General features: G+C 37.3%; 24 protein-coding genes. 9 read left to right on the top strand and 15 right to left on the bottom strand.

What is annotated here, in order from left to right; translation table 11 throughout:
• Nucleotides 1-59 precede the first annotated feature (59 nt).
• Complete coding sequence (locus FW768_RS02585; protein ID WP_153392113.1) at nucleotides 60-1610, top strand: hypothetical protein; 1551 nt, start codon at nucleotides 60-62, stop codon at nucleotides 1608-1610.
• 568 nt (nucleotides 1611-2178) lie between these two features.
• Here FW768_RS02585 and FW768_RS02580 read toward each other — a convergent pair.
• A complete protein-coding gene (locus FW768_RS02580) occupies nucleotides 2179-3156 on the bottom strand; it encodes a dipeptidase (protein ID WP_153399746.1) in 978 nt (325 codons plus the stop codon).
• Between the two features lie 270 nt (nucleotides 3157-3426).
• On the opposite strand from FW768_RS02580, the gene thrS reads away from it, so the two are divergent.
• From thrS to FW768_RS02540, 8 genes are all read left to right on the top strand, one after another.
• On the top strand, nucleotides 3427-5346 hold the full coding sequence (gene thrS / locus FW768_RS02575) for a threonine--tRNA ligase (RefSeq protein WP_153392111.1): 1920 nt from the start codon (nucleotides 3427-3429) through the stop codon (nucleotides 5344-5346).
• A gap of 153 nt (nucleotides 5347-5499) precedes the next feature.
• A complete protein-coding gene (gene infC / locus FW768_RS02570; protein ID WP_172617123.1) occupies nucleotides 5500-6000 on the top strand; it encodes a translation initiation factor IF-3 in 501 nt (166 codons plus the stop codon).
• A 440-nt stretch (nucleotides 6001-6440) separates the two neighbouring features.
• Nucleotides 6441-7265 carry an alpha/beta fold hydrolase gene (locus FW768_RS02565; RefSeq protein WP_153392109.1) on the top strand — a complete coding sequence of 275 codons (825 nt, stop codon included), beginning with the start codon at nucleotides 6441-6443 and terminating at the stop codon, nucleotides 7263-7265.
• A gap of 136 nt (nucleotides 7266-7401) precedes the next feature.
• Nucleotides 7402-9180 (top strand): glycosyltransferase family protein, encoded by a 1779-nt coding sequence (locus tag FW768_RS02560; RefSeq protein ID WP_153392108.1) that lies wholly within the window; start codon nucleotides 7402-7404, stop codon nucleotides 9178-9180.
• A 93-nt stretch (nucleotides 9181-9273) separates the two neighbouring features.
• Nucleotides 9274-9471 carry a 50S ribosomal protein L35 gene (gene rpmI, locus FW768_RS02555; RefSeq protein ID WP_062699712.1) on the top strand — a complete coding sequence of 66 codons (198 nt, stop codon included), beginning with the start codon at nucleotides 9274-9276 and terminating at the stop codon, nucleotides 9469-9471.
• Between the two features lie 118 nt (nucleotides 9472-9589).
• Nucleotides 9590-9934 (top strand): 50S ribosomal protein L20, encoded by a 345-nt coding sequence (rplT, locus tag FW768_RS02550; RefSeq protein WP_076352028.1) that lies wholly within the window; start codon nucleotides 9590-9592, stop codon nucleotides 9932-9934.
• A 589-nt stretch (nucleotides 9935-10523) separates the two neighbouring features.
• Complete coding sequence (locus FW768_RS02545) at nucleotides 10524-11711, top strand: M28 family peptidase (protein WP_153392106.1); 1188 nt, start codon at nucleotides 10524-10526, stop codon at nucleotides 11709-11711.
• Nucleotides 11712-11733: 22 nt separating this feature from the next.
• The gene (locus tag FW768_RS02540) at nucleotides 11734-12915 is read left to right on the top strand and encodes a M28 family peptidase (protein WP_153392104.1); all 1182 of its coding nucleotides are present in this window, start codon (nucleotides 11734-11736) and stop codon (nucleotides 12913-12915) included.
• 134 nt (nucleotides 12916-13049) lie between these two features.
• On the opposite strand, the gene FW768_RS02535 is transcribed toward FW768_RS02540, so the two are convergent.
• From FW768_RS02535 to FW768_RS02470, 14 genes are all read right to left on the bottom strand, one after another.
• A complete protein-coding gene (locus FW768_RS02535) occupies nucleotides 13050-13592 on the bottom strand; it encodes a hypothetical protein (protein WP_153392103.1) in 543 nt (180 codons plus the stop codon).
• Nucleotides 13593-13670: 78 nt separating this feature from the next.
• The gene (gene hisIE, locus FW768_RS02530; RefSeq protein WP_153392101.1) at nucleotides 13671-14258 is read right to left on the bottom strand and encodes a bifunctional phosphoribosyl-AMP cyclohydrolase/phosphoribosyl-ATP diphosphatase HisIE; all 588 of its coding nucleotides are present in this window, start codon (nucleotides 14256-14258) and stop codon (nucleotides 13671-13673) included.
• Nucleotides 14255-15007, bottom strand: coding sequence for an imidazole glycerol phosphate synthase subunit HisF (hisF, locus tag FW768_RS02525; RefSeq protein ID WP_153392099.1), 753 nt, complete (start codon nucleotides 15005-15007; stop codon nucleotides 14255-14257). The genes hisIE and hisF overlap by 4 nt, the downstream gene beginning before the upstream one ends.
• The gene (gene hisA, locus FW768_RS02520) at nucleotides 15000-15722 is read right to left on the bottom strand and encodes a 1-(5-phosphoribosyl)-5-[(5-phosphoribosylamino)methylideneamino]imidazole-4-carboxamide isomerase (RefSeq protein ID WP_153392097.1); all 723 of its coding nucleotides are present in this window, start codon (nucleotides 15720-15722) and stop codon (nucleotides 15000-15002) included. The genes hisF and hisA overlap by 8 nt, the downstream gene beginning before the upstream one ends.
• A 2-nt stretch (nucleotides 15723-15724) precedes the next feature.
• Complete coding sequence (gene hisH / locus FW768_RS02515; protein ID WP_153392095.1) at nucleotides 15725-16303, bottom strand: imidazole glycerol phosphate synthase subunit HisH; 579 nt, start codon at nucleotides 16301-16303, stop codon at nucleotides 15725-15727.
• On the bottom strand, nucleotides 16300-17394 hold the full coding sequence (hisB, locus tag FW768_RS02510) for a bifunctional histidinol-phosphatase/imidazoleglycerol-phosphate dehydratase HisB (protein ID WP_153392093.1): 1095 nt from the start codon (nucleotides 17392-17394) through the stop codon (nucleotides 16300-16302). Before hisB ends, hisH begins: the two co-directional genes overlap by 4 nt.
• Nucleotides 17391-18422 (bottom strand): histidinol-phosphate transaminase, encoded by a 1032-nt coding sequence (gene hisC, locus FW768_RS02505; RefSeq protein WP_153392091.1) that lies wholly within the window; start codon nucleotides 18420-18422, stop codon nucleotides 17391-17393. Before hisC ends, hisB begins: the two co-directional genes overlap by 4 nt.
• A gap of 5 nt (nucleotides 18423-18427) precedes the next feature.
• Nucleotides 18428-19702: a histidinol dehydrogenase gene (gene hisD, locus FW768_RS02500; protein ID WP_153392089.1), complete on the bottom strand. Its 1275-nt coding sequence runs from the start codon at nucleotides 19700-19702 to the stop codon at nucleotides 18428-18430.
• Nucleotides 19703-19704: 2 nt separating this feature from the next.
• Complete coding sequence (hisG, locus tag FW768_RS02495) at nucleotides 19705-20562, bottom strand: ATP phosphoribosyltransferase (RefSeq protein WP_153392087.1); 858 nt, start codon at nucleotides 20560-20562, stop codon at nucleotides 19705-19707.
• A gap of 255 nt (nucleotides 20563-20817) precedes the next feature.
• The gene (locus FW768_RS02490) at nucleotides 20818-21915 is read right to left on the bottom strand and encodes a glycosyltransferase family 4 protein (protein WP_153392085.1); all 1098 of its coding nucleotides are present in this window, start codon (nucleotides 21913-21915) and stop codon (nucleotides 20818-20820) included.
• Between the two features lie 125 nt (nucleotides 21916-22040).
• Nucleotides 22041-22853: a 2,3,4,5-tetrahydropyridine-2,6-dicarboxylate N-succinyltransferase gene (locus tag FW768_RS02485; protein ID WP_153392083.1), complete on the bottom strand. Its 813-nt coding sequence runs from the start codon at nucleotides 22851-22853 to the stop codon at nucleotides 22041-22043.
• A 106-nt stretch (nucleotides 22854-22959) separates the two neighbouring features.
• Nucleotides 22960-23337 carry a DUF2255 family protein gene (locus tag FW768_RS02480; protein WP_153392081.1) on the bottom strand — a complete coding sequence of 126 codons (378 nt, stop codon included), beginning with the start codon at nucleotides 23335-23337 and terminating at the stop codon, nucleotides 22960-22962.
• Between the two features lie 84 nt (nucleotides 23338-23421).
• A complete protein-coding gene (locus FW768_RS02475; protein ID WP_153392079.1) occupies nucleotides 23422-23748 on the bottom strand; it encodes a LytR/AlgR family response regulator transcription factor in 327 nt (108 codons plus the stop codon).
• Nucleotides 23749-23765: 17 nt separating this feature from the next.
• Complete coding sequence (locus tag FW768_RS02470; RefSeq protein ID WP_153399745.1) at nucleotides 23766-24335, bottom strand: C40 family peptidase; 570 nt, start codon at nucleotides 24333-24335, stop codon at nucleotides 23766-23768.
• Nucleotides 24336-24443: the final 108 nt, after the last annotated feature.

The raw sequence follows: 24443 nt of genomic DNA, 5'->3' as shown, positions 1-24443 counted from the left end.
AGCCAATAAAATAACCATATTCAATTAAAAATCAATTAATTATACTTCATTAATTTACAATGGCAGAATTGCAGAAAGATTTTTTGTTCGTCCTCGTCAAGTCATTGACCACTTCAGAAAAACGCCAGTTCAAACTTTATGTGAATCGTCTCGGAATAAACACAGATGCCAAATTTCTGCTGCTGTTTTCAGAAATGGATAAAATGAAAGAATATGATGAGAATATCGTTATTGAGAAAAAAATATCCACGAAACAACAATTATCCAATCTTAAGGCTCATCTTTATAAGCAGATCTTAGTCAGCCTGCGGATGAATCCCAGCCATCAGAATTACAGGATACAGCTTCGTGAACAGCTTGACTTTGCCAATATTTTATATCAGAAAGGTCTTTATAAGCAAGCTTTAAAAATATTAGATAAAACGAAGCAAACTGCTTTAGAACTGGACGAAAAAAGCATTGCTTCTGAAATTATTGATCTTGAAAAAGTTATTGAATCACAATTCATTACAAGAAGTATTGAAGGCCGTGCCGATGAACTGATCAGACAATCACAGGAAGTAAGCATACAAAATCATTATGCTACCGAACTCTCTAATCTTTCATTGAAACTGTATAGCGAAATGCTTACCCATGGCTATGCAAAAAATGATAAGGATCGGGAAGAAATACTGGACATCTTCAATGCACAGATCCAAAATATAAATCCGGATCAACTGAACTTCACAGAAAAACTCTGGTATTTCAAAGCTCATGTCTGGAAAAACCAACTGTTGCAGGAGTATAAATACACCCTGAAATACGCGTATCAGTGGGTAGATCTGTTTCATAAAAAGCCTGAAATGATCTTCAGCCATCCGGTCTGGTATATTAAAGGAAATACTTACCTCCTCAAAATCCTGTTCTTATACGGAAACATTGATATTCTGGAAGAACATTTTGAAAGCTTCAACACTACAGTGAACGCTGAAAACTTTGCTCAGAACGAGAACCTACAGTCGCTGATTTTTCTGACCCATTATAATACCCTGATGAACATTCATTTTGTAAAGGGTGAATTTTTTGCAGGTACAAAGCTGATCCCGGAAATTGAATTGAAAATGGAACGCCTGAAAGAAAAGATTGATGAACATCACTTTATGATTCTCTATCTGAAAATGGCTGCCATGTTTTTCGGAAGTAAAATGTATGATAGGTCAATTAAGTACGCAATGAAGGTCGTAGAATGCCGCGGAAATGTACAGGAAGACCTTCTCTTTCATACAAGAATCCTGATTCTGATGGTGAAATATGAATCGGGAAATGATGAAGATTATGATGAATTTATTGCCTCTACCTTAAAGTTTGCCCGGAAAATGAAAAAGCCTGAGGAATTTCATTATGAAAGCATCCAGTTTTTCAAAGAGATTAACAATCTGGTTTTAAACAAACAGCAAGAGGCATTTAAAGCATTTGATGAAAAGTTGGAAACATTTTCACAAAATGAATATTACAGAAGATCCCTTCTTTATATTGACATTCATGGCTGGGTAAAGTCTAAAGTGCAGAATGTGGATGTGATTGAAATCATCAAGCAGAAGGTAAAATATAAAAGAAAAAGTCAGCTGTAAACTGTAGCTGGCTTTTATTTCCCACAGATCTCGCTGATTACACAGATTTCATGACCCTTTTTATCTTTTTAATTGAGTAACTGAAATTAATTATTATTTTTTTGAAAACTAAAGGTTTATTATTGATACTATTGATTTTAGGGAGCAAAAGAAAGAATCAACTCCGTTGATTCGATGAAACGAAGGATTGCAATTCTAAAAACTTGCTGAAAATCATGGATTTTCTTGCGCCTTAAAAGCTGCATAATAATTTAAAACTTTTGCGCCTTTTGCGTTAAACCAACAAAAAACGGCATGATCTGCAAACCTAAATAAATCTCCCGGACAAGCATTAATTATTATTTTTTTGAAAACACAAAGTTTCATGAATAGGCAATAATGATTTTAAAGGAAGCAAAGTATAGAATCAACTTCGTTATCCGATGAAGTGAACGTTATAGGCAAACGTTTTTAAATCTATTTCTGTTTTTTTAAAAGACTTCATAAATCTGCCAAATCTGCATGATCTGCGAGAATTAAAATATTTTCCCTCTGATTTTAAAACAAACTTGCACTCTAAAAATCAGAATTACGGCTGATATATTCCCGTTATAAATTTCAGGGCATTTTCATGGCTTATTTTTCTCATCAGTTCAGGAGAAAATCTCTCCGATATTTCTTTATTGATTGCCGGATACACTGAAGCATCGGAATGTTCAGGGAAGAAAAACGGATGACGGGATTTGTCCGGATGGTCTTTCCAGTAGAAATAATCAGCTCCATAAGCGATACTGTTTTCTCCACCCAGATCTAATCCGTACTGAATATGTTCATAAAGCCGTTCCGGATGCTCCAGATCAATATAATCTTTAATGAAATTCAATCCAATTAAACCTTTTCTGTGGATCACTTCTTTAGCCAGCTCATCAGGAAGATTCCGGTTGTTCTTATAAATCGTTCTGTAATTGGAATGACTTGCCAGAATGGGAACTGAATAATTTTTCTGATCGATATAATTAAAAATATCATGAGCCAGCTGGTCACTTGCATGAGCAAGGTCGATGGCTATTTTTGTGTCTGAAAGATAATCAATCAATACTTTTCCGTCTTCTTTCAATCCTGCTGAAGCATTGTTTCCGCCTCCAAAACGATTTTCCGTGTGATGGGTAATTCCTATATAAAAGACTTTTTTTGTATTTTCAATGATACTGTCCAACTTTTTAAAACCGGAATCAAGGCTTTCATTTTCATCACAGAAAGAAGAAGCATTTTCAATGGAAGCCAGAATTCCTGTTTTTCCTTCATTTTCGGTGTCTTTATAGCTTTCATTTTCAAACAGGAAAAAATCGTCACTTTTTATCAGTTCTGAAAACAGACTGCTCTGTTGAAGCCCATATTCTGTACTTCCCTTACCTGTGGATGAATAGATCGCCATAATCTGAAGCTTTACATTTCCTTCTCTTAAAAAAGGCAGTGAAGCTCCGAACTCACCATCATTTATTTTGGCCTCTGATCTTAACAGATAATATAAAAGGTCACAATGCAGATCTATATTGAAAGTATCCATATTTAAAAAGTTTATTTTTTGTTTGATTTCTGATGTTTTTGAGAAGAAATACAGTTCAATAGACAAAGCGTACTTCAGGCTTTTTACTTCTCCTGTAAACAAAGGAATTTGAATAATTTTTCTATGAAAAGCTACTTATAAAACCCAATGATACAAAAAGCACAAATATCTTTTCTATTTTTTATATTAAATCTCATTCTAAATAGATGCTAATATAGTATATTATCTAAAAAATGCGTATTTTTGCATCTTAAAATTTCTTAGTAAACAATGATAAAAATTACACTTCCAGACAATAGTGTCAAAGAATTCGAAGGAGAAGTTACTCCTTTAGATGTGGCAAAATCTATCAGTGAGGGATTGGCTAGAAATACCATTTCCGCAGTTGTAAACGGTAAACAAGTAGAAACCACCACACCTATAACGACGGATTCAACGGTACAGCTGCTGACCTGGAATGATGATCTTGGAAAGAAAGCGTTCTGGCATTCTTCTGCCCACCTTCTGGCGCAGGCAATCCTTGAGTTTTATCCTAATGCTAAGCTGACCATTGGTCCTGCTATTGAAAGCGGATTCTATTATGATGTAGATTTCGGAGACGAAAGCTTATCTGAAAAAGACTTTGAGAAAATTGAAAAGAAAGTATTGGAAAATGCTAAAAAAGGTTCAACATTCTCATTATACCCTGTTTCTAAAGAAGAAGCATTGAAAGTTTATGCAGATAATCCTTATAAAGTAGAGCTGATCTCTAATCTTAATGACGGAGAGATCACTTTTGTAACTCATGATGACTTCACAGATTTATGCCGTGGAGGTCATATTCCTAACACCAATATCGTAAAAGCCGTTAAGATTTTAAATGCTGCAGGAGCTTACTGGAGAGGAAATGAGAAAAACCCTCAATTGACAAGAGTTTACGGTATTTCTTTCCCTAAACAGAAAGATCTTACTGAATATCTTGAAAGACTTGAAGAGGCCAAAAGAAGAGACCACAGAAAATTAGGTAAAGAACTTGGAATTTTTGCATTTTCTGAGAAAGTAGGTGCCGGGCTTCCGTTATGGCTGCCAAAAGGGACTGCTTTGAGAAGAAAACTGGAAAATTTCCTTTCTGCAGCTCAGAAAAAAGGAGGTTATGAATTTGTAATGTCTCCACATATCGGGGCGAAAGAATTGTATGTAACTTCCGGACACTGGGATAAATACGGAGCAGACAGCTTCCAGCCGATCAAAACACCGAATGAAGGTGAAGAATTCATGCTGAAACCAATGAACTGCCCTCACCACTGTGAAATCTATAAAACTTCGCAATGGAGCTACAGAGATCTTCCGAAAAGATATGCAGAATTCGGTACGGTATACAGATATGAGCAAAGTGGAGAGCTTCACGGGCTGACTAGGGTTCGTGGATTTACTCAGGATGATGCTCACCTTTTCTGTACTCCGGATCAGCTTTTAGGAGAATTTGAAGCGGTAATTGATCTTGTTCTTTATGTTTTCAGATCTTTAGGTTTTGAAGATTTTGTAACGCAGGTTTCTTTAAGAGATCCTGAAAACAGAGAAAAATATATCGGTTCTGATGAGAACTGGGAAAAAGCAGAAAGTGCCATCATTACTGCTGCTAAAAATAAGAATCTTAAAACGGTAATAGAATATGGTGAAGCTGCATTCTACGGACCGAAGCTGGATTTCATGGTGAAAGACGCTTTAGGAAGAAGATGGCAGCTTGGAACGATCCAGGTTGACTATAACTTACCGGAAAGATTTGATCTTCACTACATTGGAAACGATAATGAGAAGCACAGACCGGTAATGATTCACAGAGCACCATTCGGTTCTATGGAACGTTTTATCGCGATCCTTTTGGAGAATACGGCAGGAGATTTCCCGTTGTGGCTGAGCCCTGATCAGTTTATTATTCTTCCAATCAGTGAAAAATATGTAGATTATGCAAAAAAAGTTTCACAATTTTTGGAAAATCACGATATTAGCGGTCAGATTGACGACAGAAACGAGAAAACCGGAAAAAAGATCCGTGATGCTGAATTGAACAAGATCCCATTCATGCTTGTAGTGGGTGAAAATGAAGAGAAAGACGGTACGATTTCTGTAAGAAGACGTGGTGAAGGAGACCTTGGAGTAATGAATATGGAAGATTTTGTTTCTTACTTTAAAAAGGAATCTGCCATTTAATAAGATTAAAAAATAAAGTATTGAGAGATTAATCATTGCTGAATCTCTCAATCTTTTGATAAAATAGCAATTAACCAATAAAATTATAATACAATAGCACAAAGATTTAACAACAGGGGCCCACAGAGACGTCCGGTACAGGAGGACGCACACTTGATCAACGATAAAATTCGTGTGAGAGAGCTTCGTTTAGTGGGCGATAACGTAGAGCCGGGAGTTTATCCAATTGATAAAGCAAGACAGCTCGCCACAGAGCAGGAGCTTGATCTGGTAGTAATCTCCGATAAGGCTGAGCCTTTTATTGCAAGGATATTAGACTATAAAAAGTTTTTATACGAGCAAAAGAAAAAGCAGAAGGAACTTAAGGCCAAGCAGGTAAAAGTGGTGGTAAAGGAGATCCGTTTCGGACCTCAGACTGATGACCACGATTATGAATTCAAGAAAAAGCATGCTGAAAAATTCCTTGAAGAAGGTTCAAAATTAAAGACCTACGTATTTTTTAAAGGACGTTCTATTATCTTTAAAGACCAGGGAGAAATCTTACTTCTGAAACTTGCTCAGGAATTGGAGCATGTTGGAAAAGTAGACCAGCTTCCAAAGCTTGAGGGAAAAAGAATGATCATGATGATGAGTCCTAAAAAACCAGCTAAATAAAATATAAAAGCTATCTCAAATGAGGTAGCTTTCTTTTTTATAATCAGTATCCGGCTGATACATCAAACAAGACTTCGCATTTCTAAAATAAGCGAAGTGAAGATTAATGACTGAAAGATGGAAGTTAATTTTAGTATAGGTATTAGAGTTTACTTAAAATCAAACTATCTTAAAAAAAGATAAAACAAAAATGATACTTATTATTGATGGCATTCATAACTTCCATCTCCCAGCTTCAAACCTGCATCAATCAGATACTCTTATCCCGAACAAAGATTAATTTAATTTTTCTCTAATTTCTAATATGCGGCTTTTTTTATTACATTATTGTTAATCATTATCCTATATCAATTTTCTGTAAAATATTTTGTCCTACATTTGTTATCATCATGATAAACTAAAACATTGAGCACATTATTAATCACAAAAAAAGTAGAACAATGAGCACATTTCAATTAAAAGACGGAACAGAGATCTATTACAAAGACTGGGGAAAAGGACAGCCTGTATTCTTTCATCACGGATGGCCATTATCGGGAGACGATTGGGATAAACAGATGTTTTTCTTCCTTGAAAAAGGATTTCGTGTCATTGCCCACGACCGTAGGGGACACGGCAGATCTACCCAGGTAGAAACAGGCCATTATATGGATACCTACGCCTCAGATGTGGCAGAACTTACGGCGTTTTTGGATCTGAAGGACGCTATTCATGTCGGCCATTCTACAGGAGGTGGAGAAGCAATCCGATATGCTGCAAAATACGGAGGAAACGGAAGAGTTTCAAAAGTGGTATTAATCAGTGCAGTACCTCCTATCATGGTACAAAGTGACAGTAATCCTGAAGGAACTCCTATCTCGGTATTTGATGATATCCGCTACAATACTGCTAACAACAGATCTCAGTTTTATATCGATATTACCCTTCCTTTCTATGGATTTAACAGAGAAGGAGCCAATGTATCTGAAGGAATCCGCAGAAACTGGTGGAGACAGGGAATGATGGGATCTATCAAAGCTCATTACGATTGCGTTAAAGTTTTTTCCGAAACAGATTTTACAGAAGACCTTAAAAGTGTAGATTTTCCTGTTCTGGTAATGCATGGCGAAGATGACCAGATTGTACCTTATCAGGATTCAGGCGTTAAATCTGCACAGCTTCTTAAGAATGGAAAGTTAATCACTTATCCAGGATTCCCTCATGGTATGCCAACCACAGAAGCGGAAACGATCAATAAAGATCTGCTGGAATTTTTCAATTCATAGACTTTAGTTCATAAAATAATCTAACTGCAGGCAGTCCGTCTGCAGTTTTTCTTTTTTGGGAGGCAGTTTTTTTGTTATTTTGCAATCGGAATTCCTGAAAGGTTTGGGAAACTATGCGCTAAAAACTGACACATTCATGAAATTTGGATATCGACTTTTTTTCATTCTTTCCCTTATTGTATTCTTCCTGACCTGTTACTTCTACTACCCTTTTTTCTCCGATGACAGCCTGATCTCTCTCCGATATGCACAGCGCTTTTTAGAAGGTAAAGGACTGACCTGGAATGACGGGCATCCTGTGGAAGGCTACTCCAACCTTCTTTGGGTTCTTGGGGTTTCCTTGTTTGGCAAACTGGGTATTGACCTTATTTTTTCGGCAAGGATACTGGGTATTCTGTGTACTGTTGGGATGATAGGCACTATTCTCCGGTACTTCAGCCAACAGCCTGTAAAAAAGGAATTTGTATTTTTTGGTGTGGGATTGCTGGTAACGACTCCTACCCTTGCCGTGTGGGCAGTCGGAGGTCTGGAACAGCCTATGTATGCTCTCTTGGTTACCCTGGTTATCATTGAAGTATTGAAAATTGTCAATACCGGAAGCCTGAAAAGAGGGCTTTACCTTTCTGTATGGCTGGGACTTCTTGCCCTTACCAGGCCGGATGGATTTTTATTTACCCTTCTGGCTTCATTTTTCCTGTTAGCTACAAATCTGAAAAACAGGACCCAATTAGCTAAAATAGTGTTGTTCAGCTTTATCATCCCTTCTTTATTTCTTTTGGGACAATTGGCTTTCAGATATACTTATTATGGTGAAATTGTTCCCAATACAGCGTTAGTTAAAGTAAAAGTTACTCTTCATCATATTCTGAGAGGTGGATATTATCAGCTTAGAGCATTTGTCGGAACTCTGATTATTTCTTCTCTGGGACTCTATTTTCTATATATTCTTGTCTTCAGGAAAAAAAATATCACTGGTTTCTATTTTTTGTTAAATATCGCTGCATGGGCAGGTTATGTAACATCAGTCGGAGGTGATATTTTCCCGGCCAACAGACATTATTATGTTTTGCTTATTTTCTTTACGTTTGCTATTATTTTAGGGCTGAACGTTTCCCCTCAATTCAATTTTAAACAAAAAAAAATACAGTCTGTACTGATCCCTGCACTGATTATTAATGCCATTATACAGCTTTTTATTCCACAGAATTACAGAGCCGCCAAAGAAAGATGGGAGTTCCGTGGAATGGAATTAGGCCAAGAACTCAAAAATACCTTTCCTGATAATACCCTGATTGCGGTTACTGCGGCCGGATGTATTCCCTATTCATCAGAACTTCCGACAGTAGATATGCTGGGATTAAATGACTATTATCTTCCGAGACATCCACCTGCTAATTTTGGAAACGGAGCTTTAGGGCATGAACTAGGTGATGCCAATTATGTTCTTGAAAGAAATCCGGATATCATTATTTTCAATACCGGCAGTATTCCTTTTTTCTCTTTTGGAGAACAGATGACTAGAGATCAAAGATTTACTGATGGCTTTAGCCGTGTTGATCTCCGGTTAAAAAATGAAGATTACATCCTCTATTTTAATAAATACAGTAAGAATACGGGAATTAATCTGGTCAAAAATGAACTAACCGTTCCTGGTTATTTCTTTAAAAATACGACTGATACTCTAAGTGTTTTCAAACAGAACAAACTGGTAAAGAATATGATCAAAGGAAATACCTATACCGTGGTTCTGAAATCTATTCCGTCTAAAAAATGGGCTGTAAAATCAGTCAATCATCAAAAAGATAATGATAAGCTTCAGAGCACGGTTGCACAGAATGGCGGGGTGATAAAGATATCCGTTATTCCCACCCACAACATTTTATTAGAATCTCTGGTAGTAGAGGCAGAAGATTAAATCTTTTTTTGTATCTTTGCAAACTGTTATTCCTAAGTAATTTAGGAACCATGGACAAGATATTGATAACAAAAACAATAAAAAAGCAAGACAATGCCAAAATTAAAAACGAAATCAGGTGCTAAGAAACGTTTTGCTCTTACCGGATCTGGTAAGATCAAAAGAAAAAATGCTTTCAAAAGCCACATCTTAACTAAGAAAGAAACTAAGCAGAAGAGAAATCTTACGCAGACTTCTTACGTTGCTGCTGTGGACACAAAGAGCGTTCTACGTCAATTAGCCATTAAGTAGTTTTTATAAATCTATATTCGGTTTATAAGAATTCAAAACAAATTCAACATTTTAACCCTGAAACGGTGCCACTAAGAGAATTTTATATTCCGCCCTTTTCAAAAAAACAATTTAAATTATGCCTAGATCAGTAAATGCCGTAGCTTCAAGAGCTCGCAGAAAGAAAATTTTTAAGCAAGCTAAAGGTTTTTTCGGTAGAAGAAAGAACGTTTGGACTGTAGCTAAAAATGCGGTTGAAAAAGCAATGCAATATGCTTACCGCGGAAGAAAAGAGAAAAAGAGAAATTTCAGATCACTTTGGATCACTCGTATCAACGCGGGAACAAGAGAGCACGGAATGTCTTACTCTCAGTTTATGGGAGCTCTTAAAAAGAACAACATTGAGCTTAACAGAAAAGTTTTAGCAGATTTAGCAATGAATCACCCTGAAGCTTTCAAAGCTGTTGTAGATCAAGTAAAATAATGTAGAACTTTTGTTATCAATATAAATCCCGGGCTTTGGTCCGGGATTTTTTTGTTCCGGAAAATTACGCTTCTCCAATTATAACTTTTTTTAAACGCTCCTGCTTCCCAGGTCAATCAATCAGCCCCAGTACCCCATGTCAACAATATTATCTGATAATTTCAAAAAAGTAAATTTAGATATAACCTTGTATTTCAAAAATAAGCGAAGCGCCTTTATTTATCTTAAAAACAGCTACATTTTATTTATCCTTTGTCTTTCCTCGCGATTAATAAAAATTCTCCCTAACTTTTGAAACTGATCTATTCACTATTGCTGTATTCACAGTAATCCGGAAGTGGATTTATGATTCCGAATCATTATTTTCTTTTAAATTCCATTTTTAATGTAAAAAATCAATAAATACAATAATAATAATAATGAATAATTTAATTACTATACGGTAATGTAATTAATTATATACCTATCACATAATCAATGTTTTACTAAATAAGAATTATAAGGGAGAATCTTTGAGTTTTTATAAATAAAATTCGTTTTTATTATCTAAATTTGCTGAATTATTGAATCTGTAAAATTTTATCTAAAAGTGAAAAAAATAACGACTATTATTCTTCTTTCTTTGACAGCTTACCACCTTAACGGGCAAACTTTTATCCAAGCTTATCAAGACAGGGCCAACAAGGTTTCTCAAACTAATATAACTTCTAACCTTCAGGCTTTCGGAGATTTAGGCGTAAAAATGACAGGCTCACCTGTTAATACGAGTGCTTTCAACTGGATTAAAAATAAATATCTTTCGTATGGTTATACTGCCGGACAAATTGTGGAAGATCCTTTCACTTTTGATTATACAGCTAATACAACAATAAGTTCTAAAAACCTTGTTATTACGAAAACCGGAACACTTTATCCCAATACGTATGTAATTATCTGTGCTCATTATGACACGATTAACGGGCCTGGTGTAAATGATAATGGAAGCGGCACTTCTATCCTTCTGGAAGCGGCAAGGATTTTAAAAGATGTTCCCACTGATTATTCTATAAAATTCATTCATTTTTCAGGAGAAGAACAGGGACTTTACGGAAGTAAGCATTATGCCAATGATGTTGTTTACCAGAATAACAGCCGTAATATTGACGTAAAGCTGGTATTCAATATAGATCAGGTAGGCGGCCAGCTGGGTAATAATAATACTATCATCAAATGTGAAAGAGACGTAAGCGGGCTATCTACTAACAATGCGATGTCTAACCAGATCACTCAGGAGCTGGCGACCTGCACCACTTTATATTCACCACTACAGACCGTGATTACCAATGCTTATTCATCAGACTATATCCCTTTTGAGCAGAAAAACGAGATTATTACCGGGTTTTATGAGAATATTCAAAGCTCCCGCCCTCATACCGCCAATGATACTTTTGCCAATGTAGATCCTGTTTATGTTTATAAAATAGGAAAAGCTGCTGTAGGAGCGCTTCAGCATTTTGCCTCTGCATCCAGTGTATTGGGAACCGATGAAGTTCATGCAGAAAACGAGCTGGCAGCCATCAAAATCTACCCTAACCCGGCTAAGGATATTATTCATATTGAGCTGCCGGAAAGCGTTAAAAACTTCAATGTAGAACTTAGTGATATGAATGGCCGTTTACTGTTGAATTCAGAAAATGAGGACAGAATACTAACTTCTAACCTTATTAACGGAACCTATATGGTAACGGTAAAATCTGACCAAAACACAGTGACCCGAAAGGTCATTATTGAGAAATAGACACCACCAACAAATTATATATATGAAAAAACTCACCACAATCGCACTGGCATCATTTGCATTTCACTGCATCGGTGCCCAAAGCCTTATTCAGGCTTACAAAAACAGAGCTGATATGGTTTCCCAAACCAATATCACCACCAGCCTTCAGGAATTTGCCAATTTAGGTATTAAAACAACAGGTTCGGTAAATAATGCCAATGCACTTACCTGGATCAAAAACAAGTATCTTTCTTACGGTTATTCCGCATCTCAGATCGTAGAAGATCCTTTTACATTCAGCGGGACAAGTTCCAAAAATTTAGTCATCACTAAAACCGGAACGGTCTACCCTAACAAATATGTGATCATCTGCGGGCATTTTGACAGTCTTAACGGCCCTGGTGTCAATGACAATGGCAGCGGAACTTCTATTATTCTGGAAGCCGCAAGAATTCTCAGAAATATCCCTACAGAATACTCTATTAAATTCATTCATTTCTCAGTGGAAGAACAGGGATTGAAGGGCAGCTATCATTACGCCAACAACATTGCCTATCAAGGGAATACCCGGGTATTGGATATCAAGCTGGTCTTTAACCTGGATCAGGTAGGAGGTGTTATGGGCAATAATAACAATGTGGTCTACTGTGATCAGGATCAGGGTGGGACAACAAGTAACAATGCTGCTTCAGCTGCTGTAACCCAACAGCTTAGAAATTGCACCACACTATACTCTCCTCTTCAGACTGCCGTAGATCCGGCTGCAGATACAGATTATATTCCGTTTGAAAGAAAAGGGGAAGTCATTACCGGTTTCTTTGAAAGAATAAGAAGTTCTTACCCTCACACTACAGCTGATACATTTGCCAATACAGATCCGGTGTATATCTACAAAATAGGAAAGGCAACTGTGGGAGCCCTTCAACATTTTGCCGTTGCTACTACTGTCAGTTCATTAATGGGAACAAAGGAAAATAATTCAAAATCGATTGAATCTGTCGTGATTTATCCTAACCCTTCCAAAGATGTGATTTCAATTCAGCTTCCTGATGTGAAGACCAAAGATCTGAGCTTTGAAATCACTGATCTTTCCGGGAAATCACTCCTTAAGAGAAATAATGAAACTGAAATTAATGTTTCAGAACTTGCCAACGGAGCTTATATTGGCATTATTAAATCTGGAGATCAAACAGCAGTGCGTAAAATATTAATAGACAGATAATTGAAAACGCTAATATAAAGTATAAAATAACTAAAAAAGCAGGGATTATTTTCCTGCTTTTTTAGTATCTACAATCGTTATTTTTGTGAAAAATATAAAGAAGTAATAATCTGAAAATCTCTTATTCCTTTCAGTTATTTCACTTCTATTGTTTTAAAAATCTCTAAAAAAGTTTTTTGATTAGCCTTACTCAGATCACTGCTTATGATGGCAAATTTATTTTTGTGACGGTCTATACTGTCAAAATAAATTCCTATTGAACCTTTATTCTCTTTTTTAGGAAGCATAACCTGTCCTATATTTTTGTTGATGGTATCGTAGTAATAGTAATTATCGTTGTAAATCCCATTTTTATAATCTTTTTCAAAATTCTCAGAATAATAAATCCGGGTTTCCTTAGACTTTACTTTATCATATATTTCTTTTTCTTCAGTAAGAGAATAGTCCTCCACAAAAGGCTGGTAGTAAGTACCTCTATAAACAGAGCCTACTATCTTTTGGCCTGAGAGAATATCATAAACTTCTGTGTCTGTACTTTTTGCTTTCACCAGTGAAAAAGAGGACGGTATTTTAAAGCTTACGTTACCTATTTTTTCTGTTTTGAAAGTAGTGCTCCCCTTTTTCTCACAAGAGTTGATGAGCAGGAGAAGAGTTGCTATATAAAGGAATTTATACATTTTGGCATTAGTTTTTAGATTGTATAGCTGTAAATATACCTGTTTTTTAACAATCCATAAAACACTAAAGGTCTTTACTTATCTGTCTCTGCTCTGAAGAATATCTTCAATCTCTTCCAATGTATGACCTTTAGCTTTGAGTAAAATCAGAAAATGATACAGAAGATCGGCCGCTTCGTTTTTGAATAAATCCTGATTATTATCTTTGGCTTCAATGACCAGTTCTACAGCTTCCTCTCCTACTTTCTGAGCGACTTTATTAATACCCTTCTGATAAAGAGAATAGGTGTATGAACCATCTTCCTGGCTATCAATTTTATCAGAGATTTTAGCTTCCAGTTGATATAGGAATCCTTTTGAATTCTTTTCACCAAAGCAGCTGAAACTTCCGGTGTGGCAAACCGGACCTGCGGGAACTGCTTTAATCAGAATGGTATCCTGATCACAATCTAATTTTATGCTTTCTACTTTCAAAAAATTTCCGGATTCTTCTCCTTTCGTCCAAAGTCTGTTTTTGGAACGACTGAAAAAGGTAACCTTCCCTTCTCTTTTTGTTTTTTCAAATGCTTCTTCATTCATATAGCCAAGCATAAGCATCTGAAGTGTTCTGCTGTCCTGAATGACAACCGGTACAAGACCATTGCCTTTATTGAAATTAATTTTCATCGTATTGCAATTTTTTGGGATTTTAATATTTGTTTTAATTCTGATATGGGTACTTCATTGAAATGGAAAATACTGGCCGCCAACGCTCCTGTGGCTTTTGTTTCCTGAAAAACCTTAGCAAAGTCCTCTGCTTTTCCGGCTCCACCGGATGCAATTACAGGAATCTGCACACTTTCTGATACCAGTTGAGTGATCCGCAGGTCAAATCCGGCTTTTGTTCCGTCTCCGTCCATAGAAGTCAAAAGAAGCTCTCCAGCTCCCAAAGCTGCGGTTTCTTTAGCCCAATTGATGGTATCCAGACTGGTAGGCACACGCCCCCCGCTGATGTAAACCAGATCTTTACCCGCAGAAAACCGGGTATCAATAGCTACAACTACACACTGACTTCCGAATTCCTTCGCCAGCCTGTAAACAAGCTGTGGATCTTTTACCGCTGAGGAATTGACACTGATTTTATCTGCTCCGGCCTCCAGAAGCTTTCTGACATCTTCTACAGAGGAAATTCCGCCTCCTACCGTAAAGGGTATGCTCAGTTTTTCAGCAATATCTTTTACCAGACTTACAAAGGTCTTCCTTTTCTCTATGGTAGCCGTAATATCTAGGAAAACCAACTCATCGGCTCCATCCTGTTCGTATTTTATGGCAAGTTCTACAGGATCTCCTGCATTGCGGAGCCCTTCAAAATTGATTCCTTTTACTGTGGTTCCGTCTTTGATATCCAGACATGGGATTATTCTTTTTTTAAGCATTATCAATCAGTTTCTGAAGTTCTGTGAATGTTATTTTTCCTTCATAAAGCGCTTTTCCGATAATCGTTCCTGAACATCCGATCTCTTTCATCCTGTACACATCCTCAATGCATGAAATGCCTCCGCTTGCTGTAAGACTTACCGAAGTTTTCTTCAGAATTTCTTTATAGAGTTCCTCAGACGGGCCTTCCAACATTCCGTCCTTAGCAATATCGGTACAGATGACCTGCTGAATTCCCAGTTCCTGATACCGCAGGAGAAAATCAATAATGTCATCACTGCTTTCTTCCTGCCAGCCGGAGATCTTTATTTTCCGGTGGTGGCAGTCTGCCCCTAAGATGATCTTTTCACTTCCGTATTTTCTAATCATTTCAACACTGAATTCAGGATTCTGAACCGCGATACTTCCAAGGGTTACCTGCTTTGCTCCCGAATCAAAAGCAGTTTCTATATCTTTTTGTGTTTTCAAGCCGCCTCCGAAATCAATGTGCAGCGAAGTTTCTTTTGCTATATTTTCCAGGACTTTCTGATTGACGATATGTTTGGATTGGGCCCCATCAAGATCAACAAGATGAAGAAACCGGATTCCGTAACTTTCAAATTCCTTAGCCATTTCCACCGGATCTTCACGGTATACTTTTTTTGTGCTGTAATCACCTTTTGACAGTCGTACACATTTTCCGTCAATAATATCAATAGCTGGTATAATTTTCATTTCTAAAGGTTTAAAAAGTTTTCTAAAATCCTGCGTCCCACAATCCCTGATTTTTCCGGGTGAAACTGAACAGCATAAAAGTTATCTTTCTGCAGCGCTGCACTGAACGGCAGAATATAATCGCATGTTGCCACTGTAAACTCCGACAGGCTGCAGTAATAGCTGTGTACAAAATAAACATCAGTGTTTTCATCAACTCCCGAAAAAAGAGGTGATTTCAGATCTGAAACCGTATTCCAGCCCATGTGAGGAACAAGATCTTCAGGCGGAAACCTTTTAACCTGAGTATCAAAGATTCCCATTCCTTCGGTTCTTCCTTCTTCATTCTCTGCGCACATCAGCTGCATTCCAAGGCAAATTCCCAGAACAGGCTGTTTTAATGTGGGAATAAGCTTATCAAGGCCTTTTTCCTGAAGGTTTTTCATGGTGGAAGAGGCTTCTCCTACCCCCGGAAAAATGACTTTATCAGCCTGCAAGATCAATTCAGGATCATCGGTTACTACAGAATCTGTATTCAATCGCAGTAATGCATTTTGGACGGAACTTACATTACCTCCGTTATATTTTATTATGGCGATCATAAACTTCCTTTGGTTGAGGGTAAATTATAGGAATCATCAGATTGTTTCACTGCCATCTTCAGGGCTTTTGCAAATGCTTTGAACAAGGATTCTATCTTGTGGTGCTCGTTGTTTCCTTCTGCTTTAAGGTTCAGATTAGACTTTGAGGAGTCTGTGAATGATTTAAAAAAATGAAAAAACATTTCAGTGGGTACGTCTCCTATTTTTTCTCTTGTAAATTCAGCATTCCAGACCAGCCACGGGCGTCCTCCGAAATCTATTGCCGCCTGCGCCAGGCAGTCGTCCATCGGAAGCAGAAACCCGTATCGTTCAATTCCTTTTTTATTACCCAATGCTTTCAAAAATGCTTCTCCCAAGACAATTCCCGTATCTTCAATCGTGTGGTGTTCATCGATTTCCAGATCTCCTTTTGTGGTAATTTTCAGATCAAGACCACCGTGTCTGGCGATCTGATCCAGCATATGATCAAAAAAATGCAGTCCTGTTGAAATTTCTGAACGGCCTTTTCCATCAAGGTTTATTTCTATTTCTATATCTGTTTCATTGGTCTTTCTGCGGACTATAGCTTTTCTTGATCCGTGTTTTAAAAACCTGTAGATCTCTTCCCATTTTTTAGTGGTTAGTGTGGCCCCTTCATTAAAGTTTTCATTTATAAAAATAGCTTTAGACCCCATATTTTCAGCTAATTGAATATCGGTAATTCTATCTCCAATTACATAGGAATTTTCCAGATCATACTGTCCGTATCTATATTTTTCAAGCATTGCCGTTCCCGGTTTTCGGGTTGGTTTATTTTCATGTTCAAAACTGCTGTCAATCAGGATATCCCTGAAAAAAATCCCTTCATTTTCAAAGGCCTTCAGCATCTTTTCGTGAGGTTTTATAAAATTCTCATAGGGAAAGCTATCTGTTCCCAAGCCGTCCTGATTAGTAACCATGACCAGTTCATAATCCAGCTCTCTGGCTATTTTTGAAAGATTCTGAAAAACACCGGGATAGAATTCCAGCTTATCCAGTGAATCGACCTGAAAATCTTCCGGCGGTTCAATGATCAGCGTACCGTCACGGTCTATAAAAAGGACTTTTTTCATGAGTTGATTTTTTTCAGGGTATCAATTAATTTTATATTTTCTTCACGGTTTCCCACATTGATCCTGATGCATTCCGGAATAGCAGGAGCTCTTTTACTGGTTAAAATTTCCTCTGAAAGCATTTTTTCATACACCTGTTCTGCATTTTTCATTTTAATCAGGAAGAAATTGGCATCGGTAGGGAAAACCTTTTCAATACATTCAATATTCTGAAACTCCCCGATCAGCCACTCTCTTTCCTGAAGAGTATTTTCAACGTTCTCTTTAAGTCTGTTTTCATCATTTAAAAGATTCAGAATCAGTTCCTGGCTCAATACATTGACGTTATAAGGTGCTTTTACGGTGTTGATAAACCGGATGATCTCTTCTGAAGCATAGGCAACACCTACCCTTGCACCGGCTGTTCCCCAGGCTTTTGAGAAGGTCTGAAGAATAATCAGATTAGGATATTGTGACAACAGTTCTATGCCTGACCGTTTCCCGGAAAATTCAATATAAGCTTCATCAATCACTACAATTCCGTCAAAATTTTTAACAAAAAACTCAATGTCTTCCACACTGTTTCCGGTTGGATTATTAGGGGAACACAAAAAGAAAATCTTGATATCTCTTTCCCGGGTCTTTTTTAAAAACTCATCTTTTACCATTTCAAAATTCTCATCCAAATCGAGCTTCAGGACTTCATTCTCATTCACCATGGCATAAAAACCATACATCGCAAATGACGGATTCATCATAAGAATGGCATCTTTTTTAGGTTCACAGAATACTTTGACAATCAGATCGATCAGTTCATCGCTTCCGTTGCCTACCGCAATCTGTGCTGGTTGTACCCCTTTTATTTCTGCCAGCTTATTTTTAAGTTTTTTCTGAGTTGAATCCGGGTATCTGTTGAATTCTCCGAACGGACATTCATTGGCATCCAGCATAACCGGAGCATTAAACTCATTATGATCTCTGAAACTGATATAAGGCTGTAGTGCTATAATGTTTTTTCTTACTAAATTATTGAGGTTAAAATCTTTCATTTTTATTATTTTAATCTGATGGATACTGCATTTTTGTGAGCGAGAAGACCTTCTGCCTCTGCCATAATTTCTATTGTTCTTCCAATATTCTGAAGGCCTTTTTTAGTCAGATGCTGGAAGGTGATTTTTTTGACAAAACTATCAAGTGAAACACCGCTGTAATTCTTTGCAAAAGCATTGGTAGGCAATGTGTGATTGGTACCGCTTGCATAATCTCCGGCACTTTCGCAGGAATAGTTACCCAGGAAGACTGAGCCTGCATTTTCTACTATCGGAATATACTTTTCAAAATCTTCCATAGCCAGGATAAGGTGTTCCGGAGCATACAGATTGCTGAATTCAACGGCATTTTCAAGGCTTTCTGTCAGGATAAAACAACTGTGCTGTAATGCCTGGCGTGCGGTTTCACTTCTCGGAAGTTTCTTAAGTTGTTTTCCTACAGCTTCTATCGTTTCATTGAATACTTTAAAATTGGTAGTGATAAAGACCACCTGGCTGTCACTTCCGTGTTCTGCCTGGGAAAGCAGATCTGCTGCACAGAATTCAGGAACGGCTTTATGATCTGCGATGACCAGAACTTCGCTTGGTCCGGCCGGCATATCCACAGCAACCCCGTAACGCTGAACATATTCTTTTCCTGCAACTACAAACTGGTTTCCGGGGCCAAAGATCTTATAGACTTTCGGAATACTTTCGGTTCCTAAAGCCATTGCCGCCACTGCCTGTGCACCCCCTGTTTTATAAATTTTAGAAATTCCGCAAAGCTGTGCGGTGTACAGTATAGCCGGATTGATACAGCCATTCTGATCGGGAGGTGTACAAAGAATAATTTCCTGACAGCCTGCAATATTGGCAGGTATGGCGAGCATCAGAACGGTTGAGAATAAAGGAGCAGTTCCTCCCGGAATATAAATTCCGACTTTTTCTATAGCTCTGTTTTCTCTCCAGCAGACCACTCCGGATGTGGTCTCTATCTTTTCAGTTTCCTGTATCTGTGAAGTGTGGAATTTTGAGATATTCTCTTTTGCCTGCCCAATTGCTTTTTTTAAATTTTCACTGATCTGTCCTGCAGCATTTTCAATTTCTGCTTCTGTTACTGCAATTTGGGGTGTCTCGGCTTTATCAAATTTCTTATTAAACTTAATAAGAGCCTGGTCACCATTTTTTTCCACAGCTTCAAATATTTCAGCAATCAGCCCGGAAATCTCTTCCCGTTCAATGACAGGGCGTTTGGTAAGCTCCGGCCATGTTTTCTTTTCTGGATATCTGTATATTTTCATCTTTATATCACCATTTTATCGATTGGAATAATTAATATGTCCTGGGCTCCGTTTTCCTTCAGCTCGTCAATAACATCCCAGAACCTTTCTTCATCAATTACTGAATGAATGCTGCTCCAGCCTTTCTCTGCCAGCGGAATAACAGTCGGACTTTTCAATACCGGAAGTACAGAAGCAATGTCCTGAATTTTTTCATTGGGAACGTTCATGAGGATATATTTTGAATTTTTTGCTTTTAAAACAGCTTTAATTCTGAACAGAAATTTTTGCAAAACGGCTTCTTTCTCTTCACTGAGGTTTGAGGTCTTTGCGAGAACAGCTTCTGATTTCATAAGGGTTACGGTTTCTCTTAACCCATTTTTAAAAAGTGTGCTTCCGGAACTTACAATATCACAGATTCCATCTGCAAGGCCTATGTTGGGAGCTATTTCCACTGATCCTGAAATGATGTGAATCTCTGAATTGATTCCCTTTTCAGTCAGAAAACTGTTAAGGGTATTTGGATAAGATGTTGCAATTTTTTTACCCTGGAAATAGGAAAGGTCGTCGGTTTCGATGTCTTTCGGAACAGCAAGAGAGACCCGGCATTTGGAAAACCCGAGTTGCTGAACAATCCGGATATTTTTCTGCTTTTCAGCTAAAAGGTTTTCTCCTACAATGGCAATATCCACCACTCCGTCTTCCAGATATTGCGGAATATCGGAATTTCTGAGATAGAGGATTTCCATCGGAAAATTGTCTATGGATACTTTAAGCTGATCTTTCCCATTATTCACAAAAATTCCGCAATCTTTGAGAAGCCGTAAGGACTCTTCATACAGCCGGCCGCTTTTCTGAACTGCAATTTTTAATTTACTCATTGTATTCTTTTTTTGAATCTGAGTAAATGAGAACTGATCTGTTGGAAGTTTCTGAGAAGAAGAATTCAGGAAACAAAAAAACCGTCTATTTACTCAGACGGTTTTTAATTATTTTGATTTTTAACGTAGGTATATACTAATCAATTCCGTCTTTGCAGAGATGATAGTAGTAATGATGTACTGTTAAAAAATTCGGTTTCATTATTTTGAATTGTGGTACAAATGTAGGATTTATTTTTAAACTTCAAAGTTTTTTTACATTAATTTTTTATAAAGATCCATCAGCTGAGCGGCAATCGGTTCGTCATTAAATTTCTGTACAAACTCGAAACTCTTTTCTGCACGGCGTTTTCTTTCGGATTCATTATCCCAAAGAAATTGTATTTTGGCTTTGAGGTCCAAATAATTTCCGGGATCTACATAAACCGAATCTTTTCCACCAGCTTCGGGAAGGCAGCTTGTGTTACTTGTGATGGTAACAGTCTTTGAGAAAAGTGCTTCTATAACCGGGATTCCGAAGCCTTCAAAGAAACTTGGATAGACAAAAATGTCAGCCAGTTTATAGATTATCGCCAGTTCATCCATAGAAACTCCTTCCAGAAAGTAAACCTGTTTTTCCATTTTGTTTTTCCGGATGAAATCAGCTACTTTTTTATAGTATTGGGTTTTTCTTCCGACTACTACAAGCGGTATTTCTTTTCCCTGAATGGCTTTAACGATGCTCAGAAGGTTTTTCCGGTCTTCTATGGTTCCTACATTCAGAATAAAATGCTGCGGAAGCCCGAATTTTTCCTTTACAGCAAGAATCTGCTCATCGGTCTGCTGTTCTTTGAATGCTTTATGACAGCCCTGATAGATCACTTCAATTTTTGTTTCCGGAACTTTCAGGTAATGGATGATATCTCTTTTGGTCTGTTCTGAGATGGCTATGATTTTATCTGCCGTTTCAGCGGCTTTTTTAAATTTCCAAAGGTGGATTTTTCTGTCAAAAAAGGAATAATACTGAGGATATCTCATGAAGATCAGATCATGAATGGTCACGACTTTTCTGATCGGTTTTTTATCCCATTTCAAGGGCAGTTCACCGGAAAGTCCGTGAAAAATATCAGCATCCTGCTTCTGGGCATCTTTTCCCATTTTAAACTGGCGGGAGAACTTTCCTTTTGAGGTTTCCACAAAACGGACATCAGGTCTTTCCAGAATATCCTTACCCCGTTCTGAAGTGTTTTTATTCAACAGGAGGTATTCATTTTCTGGATAATACTGAGACAGGATCCTTACCAGGTCCCGTGAATAATTGCCCAATCCGGACGTATTATGAAAAAAACGTTTTGCATCGAAGGCAATTTTCATGTTCATGTTTTTCAATAAGCTTTTTTAACCTTTCAAAGGTATCAATAAAATAAACCCTAAATGTATATTCAGGGTTTTAATATGAGTTTTAAGAGTAAATCTTTAAAAAATTAAAGAAATACAGTTTATACGGCTACATTATTTTCTCTCAAAGCATCGTTAAGAGAGGTCTTTTTATCTGTAGATTCTTTTCTCTGTCCGATGATCAAAGCACATGGAACCTGATATTCTCCAGCCGGATATTGTTTGGTATAGCTTCCAGGAATTACTACTGAACGGGCAGGAACTCTTCCTTTGATTTCTACCGGCTCACTTCCGGTTACATCGATAATTTTTGTAGAAGCGGTTAATACTACGTTTGCACCCAATACAGCTTCTCTTTCTACGTGAACTCCTTCTACAACGATACATCTTGAGCCAATGAAACAGTCGTCTTCAATGATTACCGGAGCAGCCTGAAGTGGTTCCAATACTCCTCCAATTCCAACTCCACCACTTAAGTGTACATTTTTCCCGATCTGGGCACAGCTTCCAACAGTTGCCCAGGTATCTACCATCGTTCCTGAGTCTACGTACGCCCCGATATTTACGTAAGAAGGCATCATAATTACTCCTGAAGCAACGAAAGAACCTTGTCTGGCGATTGCATGTGGTACAACTCTCACTCCTTTTTCAGCATAATTTTTCTTCAAAGGAATTTTGTCATGAAATTCAAACGGGCCTACTTCAATGGTTTCCATTTTCTGAATCGGGAAATACATTACTACAGCTTTTTTCACCCACTCATTCACCTGCCATCCGTTTTCTACAGGTTCAGCAACACGAAGTTCACCGGTATCCAATAAAGAAATAACCTCTCTTATCGCCTTCTGGCTGTCTTCATTCTGTAATAAATCTCTATTATCCCAAATGTTTTCAATTGTTTGTTGTAACGACATGTTTCTTGTTTGATTTTTAATATAAATTATCTCTGGAAAACGTCTCGGTTTTCAGGTGTTAAAAGTACAAAAGATTGTTTTAGTATACAAATGAGATGTAGAGGATCTAACCGCAGATTTCAAACTCCATAGTACGGCTAATATGCTCTTCCCGGATAATTCCTCTGGAATATTCAATATTTGAACCTGTATTATATTTTGTTAAATAAGCCTCATTGATTTCGGAAGTCAGATCTGTTATATCATCAGGAACAGCGGCTTTAATGCTAAATATTTCATCTCCGCATCTAATCTGTCCTTCAGGTTCTTTTAGAAAAGTATTGTACCAGCTTTTTTCTGCCAGGCCCCATGATCGTGCAAAAATCCGTTCGTTAACCACAACCATCCAGATCTCCAGAAATGTTTCTCTTTCTTTTCCTGCTTTTATCCCTGTAATGTTATGAGTATTGATATAGTGCAATGCTGTGTTTTTGTTCTTGCTCATTTTTAAAATTTTCACAAATCTATTATGGAAAACAGGATCTCGAAATTTTATTATGCAGTTGGGTATTTATTTTATGTACAATATTTACAGCAGCATGGTATGAAGCGCTGTGATAAGACATTCTTTGTAGCTTTTGGCAACTGTAATTTTCTGTCCCCGGCATACGAGCTGATTATCCTCAAAATATTCAATATTGGTTAAATTAACAATGTATGAATGATGAACCCGCATAAATTCATCGGGAAGGCTTTCAATAAGATCCTTAAGGGTTTTATAGTAGATATGCCTTTTATCGTCTGTGGTATTGATTTCTACATAATTCCCCAGACCTTTTATAACCGTAATGTCTTTATAAAAAAGTTTGACCAGTTTTTTGTCTGTTTTGATAAAAGCAAAGCTTCGGTTCTCCATTCAGACGGCTTTTGTTATTAAAGAATTCTTTGGGCGTGTAGATAGGCTTTGTTCCAGTATTTTTCGTTTAATGACGAAATAATAACTCCTTTTGATGTGGAAGCGTGAATAAATTTCACTTCTCCATCGGCTCCGATATCATGAACAATACCCACATGGGAAACCCTGCTTCCGCCTGCCGTTGCAAAGAAGAGAAGGTCCCCCGGTTTTACCTCATTAATGTCTATTTTTTTTCCGGCCTCAGCCTGATCAGTAGATCTTCGGGGAAGTGAGAAGTCATTTTCCTCAAACACTTTTACGGTAAATCCGGAACAGTCGAAACCGGAAGAGGTATTTCCTCCGAATTTATACGGAGTTCCGATATATTTTTCTGCATCTTTCAGGATATCACTGATGGATCTGGATACTTTTCCGTCAAATTTTGAATCAAGCTTTCTGAGGTTCTCCGTTCTTGTTACGGTTTTTGAACCTGTATTTTTCTTTGATGAAGCCGTTTTTGAAGCTCCACACGAAACGGCTACAGCAGAAGCAATCAGTAATACGGAAAGCTTCTTTAATCTTAAGTTTTCAAATAATCCCGGTACCATAGTCATCTGATTTTAAATGAAGTAACTAAACATGCACAAATATACATTTTTATCTTTTAATTATATAATAACTATACTACAACTATAGTATAAATATATGTTAAAATT

Source organism: Chryseobacterium vaccae (genome assembly GCF_009602705.1).
Taxonomy (GTDB): Bacteria; Bacteroidota; Bacteroidia; order Flavobacteriales; family Weeksellaceae; genus Chryseobacterium; species Chryseobacterium vaccae.
Note: the sequence above shows the minus strand (reverse complement) of the source record. Positions and strands in the feature narration are given on the sequence as shown.

Coding starts and splice junctions, on each gene's coding strand:
- FW768_RS02585 (WP_153392113.1), top strand. CDS start 60: ATGGCAGAATTGCAGAAAGATTTTTTGTTCGTCCTCGTCAAGTCATTG.
- FW768_RS02580 (WP_153399746.1), bottom strand. CDS start 3,156: ATGGATACTTTCAATATAGATCTGCATTGTGACCTTTTATATTATCTG.
- thrS (WP_153392111.1), top strand. CDS start 3,427: ATGATAAAAATTACACTTCCAGACAATAGTGTCAAAGAATTCGAAGGA.
- FW768_RS02565 (WP_153392109.1), top strand. CDS start 6,441: ATGAGCACATTTCAATTAAAAGACGGAACAGAGATCTATTACAAAGAC.
- FW768_RS02560 (WP_153392108.1), top strand. CDS start 7,402: ATGAAATTTGGATATCGACTTTTTTTCATTCTTTCCCTTATTGTATTC.
- rpmI (WP_062699712.1), top strand. CDS start 9,274: ATGCCAAAATTAAAAACGAAATCAGGTGCTAAGAAACGTTTTGCTCTT.
- rplT (WP_076352028.1), top strand. CDS start 9,590: ATGCCTAGATCAGTAAATGCCGTAGCTTCAAGAGCTCGCAGAAAGAAA.
- FW768_RS02540 (WP_153392104.1), top strand. CDS start 11,734: ATGAAAAAACTCACCACAATCGCACTGGCATCATTTGCATTTCACTGC.
- FW768_RS02535 (WP_153392103.1), bottom strand. CDS start 13,592: ATGTATAAATTCCTTTATATAGCAACTCTTCTCCTGCTCATCAACTCT.
- hisIE (WP_153392101.1), bottom strand. CDS start 14,258: ATGAAAATTAATTTCAATAAAGGCAATGGTCTTGTACCGGTTGTCATT.
- hisF (WP_153392099.1), bottom strand. CDS start 15,007: ATGCTTAAAAAAAGAATAATCCCATGTCTGGATATCAAAGACGGAACC.
- hisA (WP_153392097.1), bottom strand. CDS start 15,722: ATGAAAATTATACCAGCTATTGATATTATTGACGGAAAATGTGTACGA.
- hisH (WP_153392095.1), bottom strand. CDS start 16,303: ATGATCGCCATAATAAAATATAACGGAGGTAATGTAAGTTCCGTCCAA.
- hisB (WP_153392093.1), bottom strand. CDS start 17,394: ATGAAAAAAGTCCTTTTTATAGACCGTGACGGTACGCTGATCATTGAA.
- hisC (WP_153392091.1), bottom strand. CDS start 18,422: ATGAAAGATTTTAACCTCAATAATTTAGTAAGAAAAAACATTATAGCA.
- hisD (WP_153392089.1), bottom strand. CDS start 19,702: ATGAAAATATACAGATATCCAGAAAAGAAAACATGGCCGGAGCTTACC.
- hisG (WP_153392087.1), bottom strand. CDS start 20,562: ATGAGTAAATTAAAAATTGCAGTTCAGAAAAGCGGCCGGCTGTATGAA.
- FW768_RS02490 (WP_153392085.1), bottom strand. CDS start 21,915: ATGAAAATTGCCTTCGATGCAAAACGTTTTTTTCATAATACGTCCGGA.
- FW768_RS02485 (WP_153392083.1), bottom strand. CDS start 22,853: ATGTCGTTACAACAAACAATTGAAAACATTTGGGATAATAGAGATTTA.
- FW768_RS02480 (WP_153392081.1), bottom strand. CDS start 23,337: ATGAGCAAGAACAAAAACACAGCATTGCACTATATCAATACTCATAAC.
- FW768_RS02475 (WP_153392079.1), bottom strand. CDS start 23,748: ATGGAGAACCGAAGCTTTGCTTTTATCAAAACAGACAAAAAACTGGTC.
- FW768_RS02470 (WP_153399745.1), bottom strand. CDS start 24,335: ATGGTACCGGGATTATTTGAAAACTTAAGATTAAAGAAGCTTTCCGTA.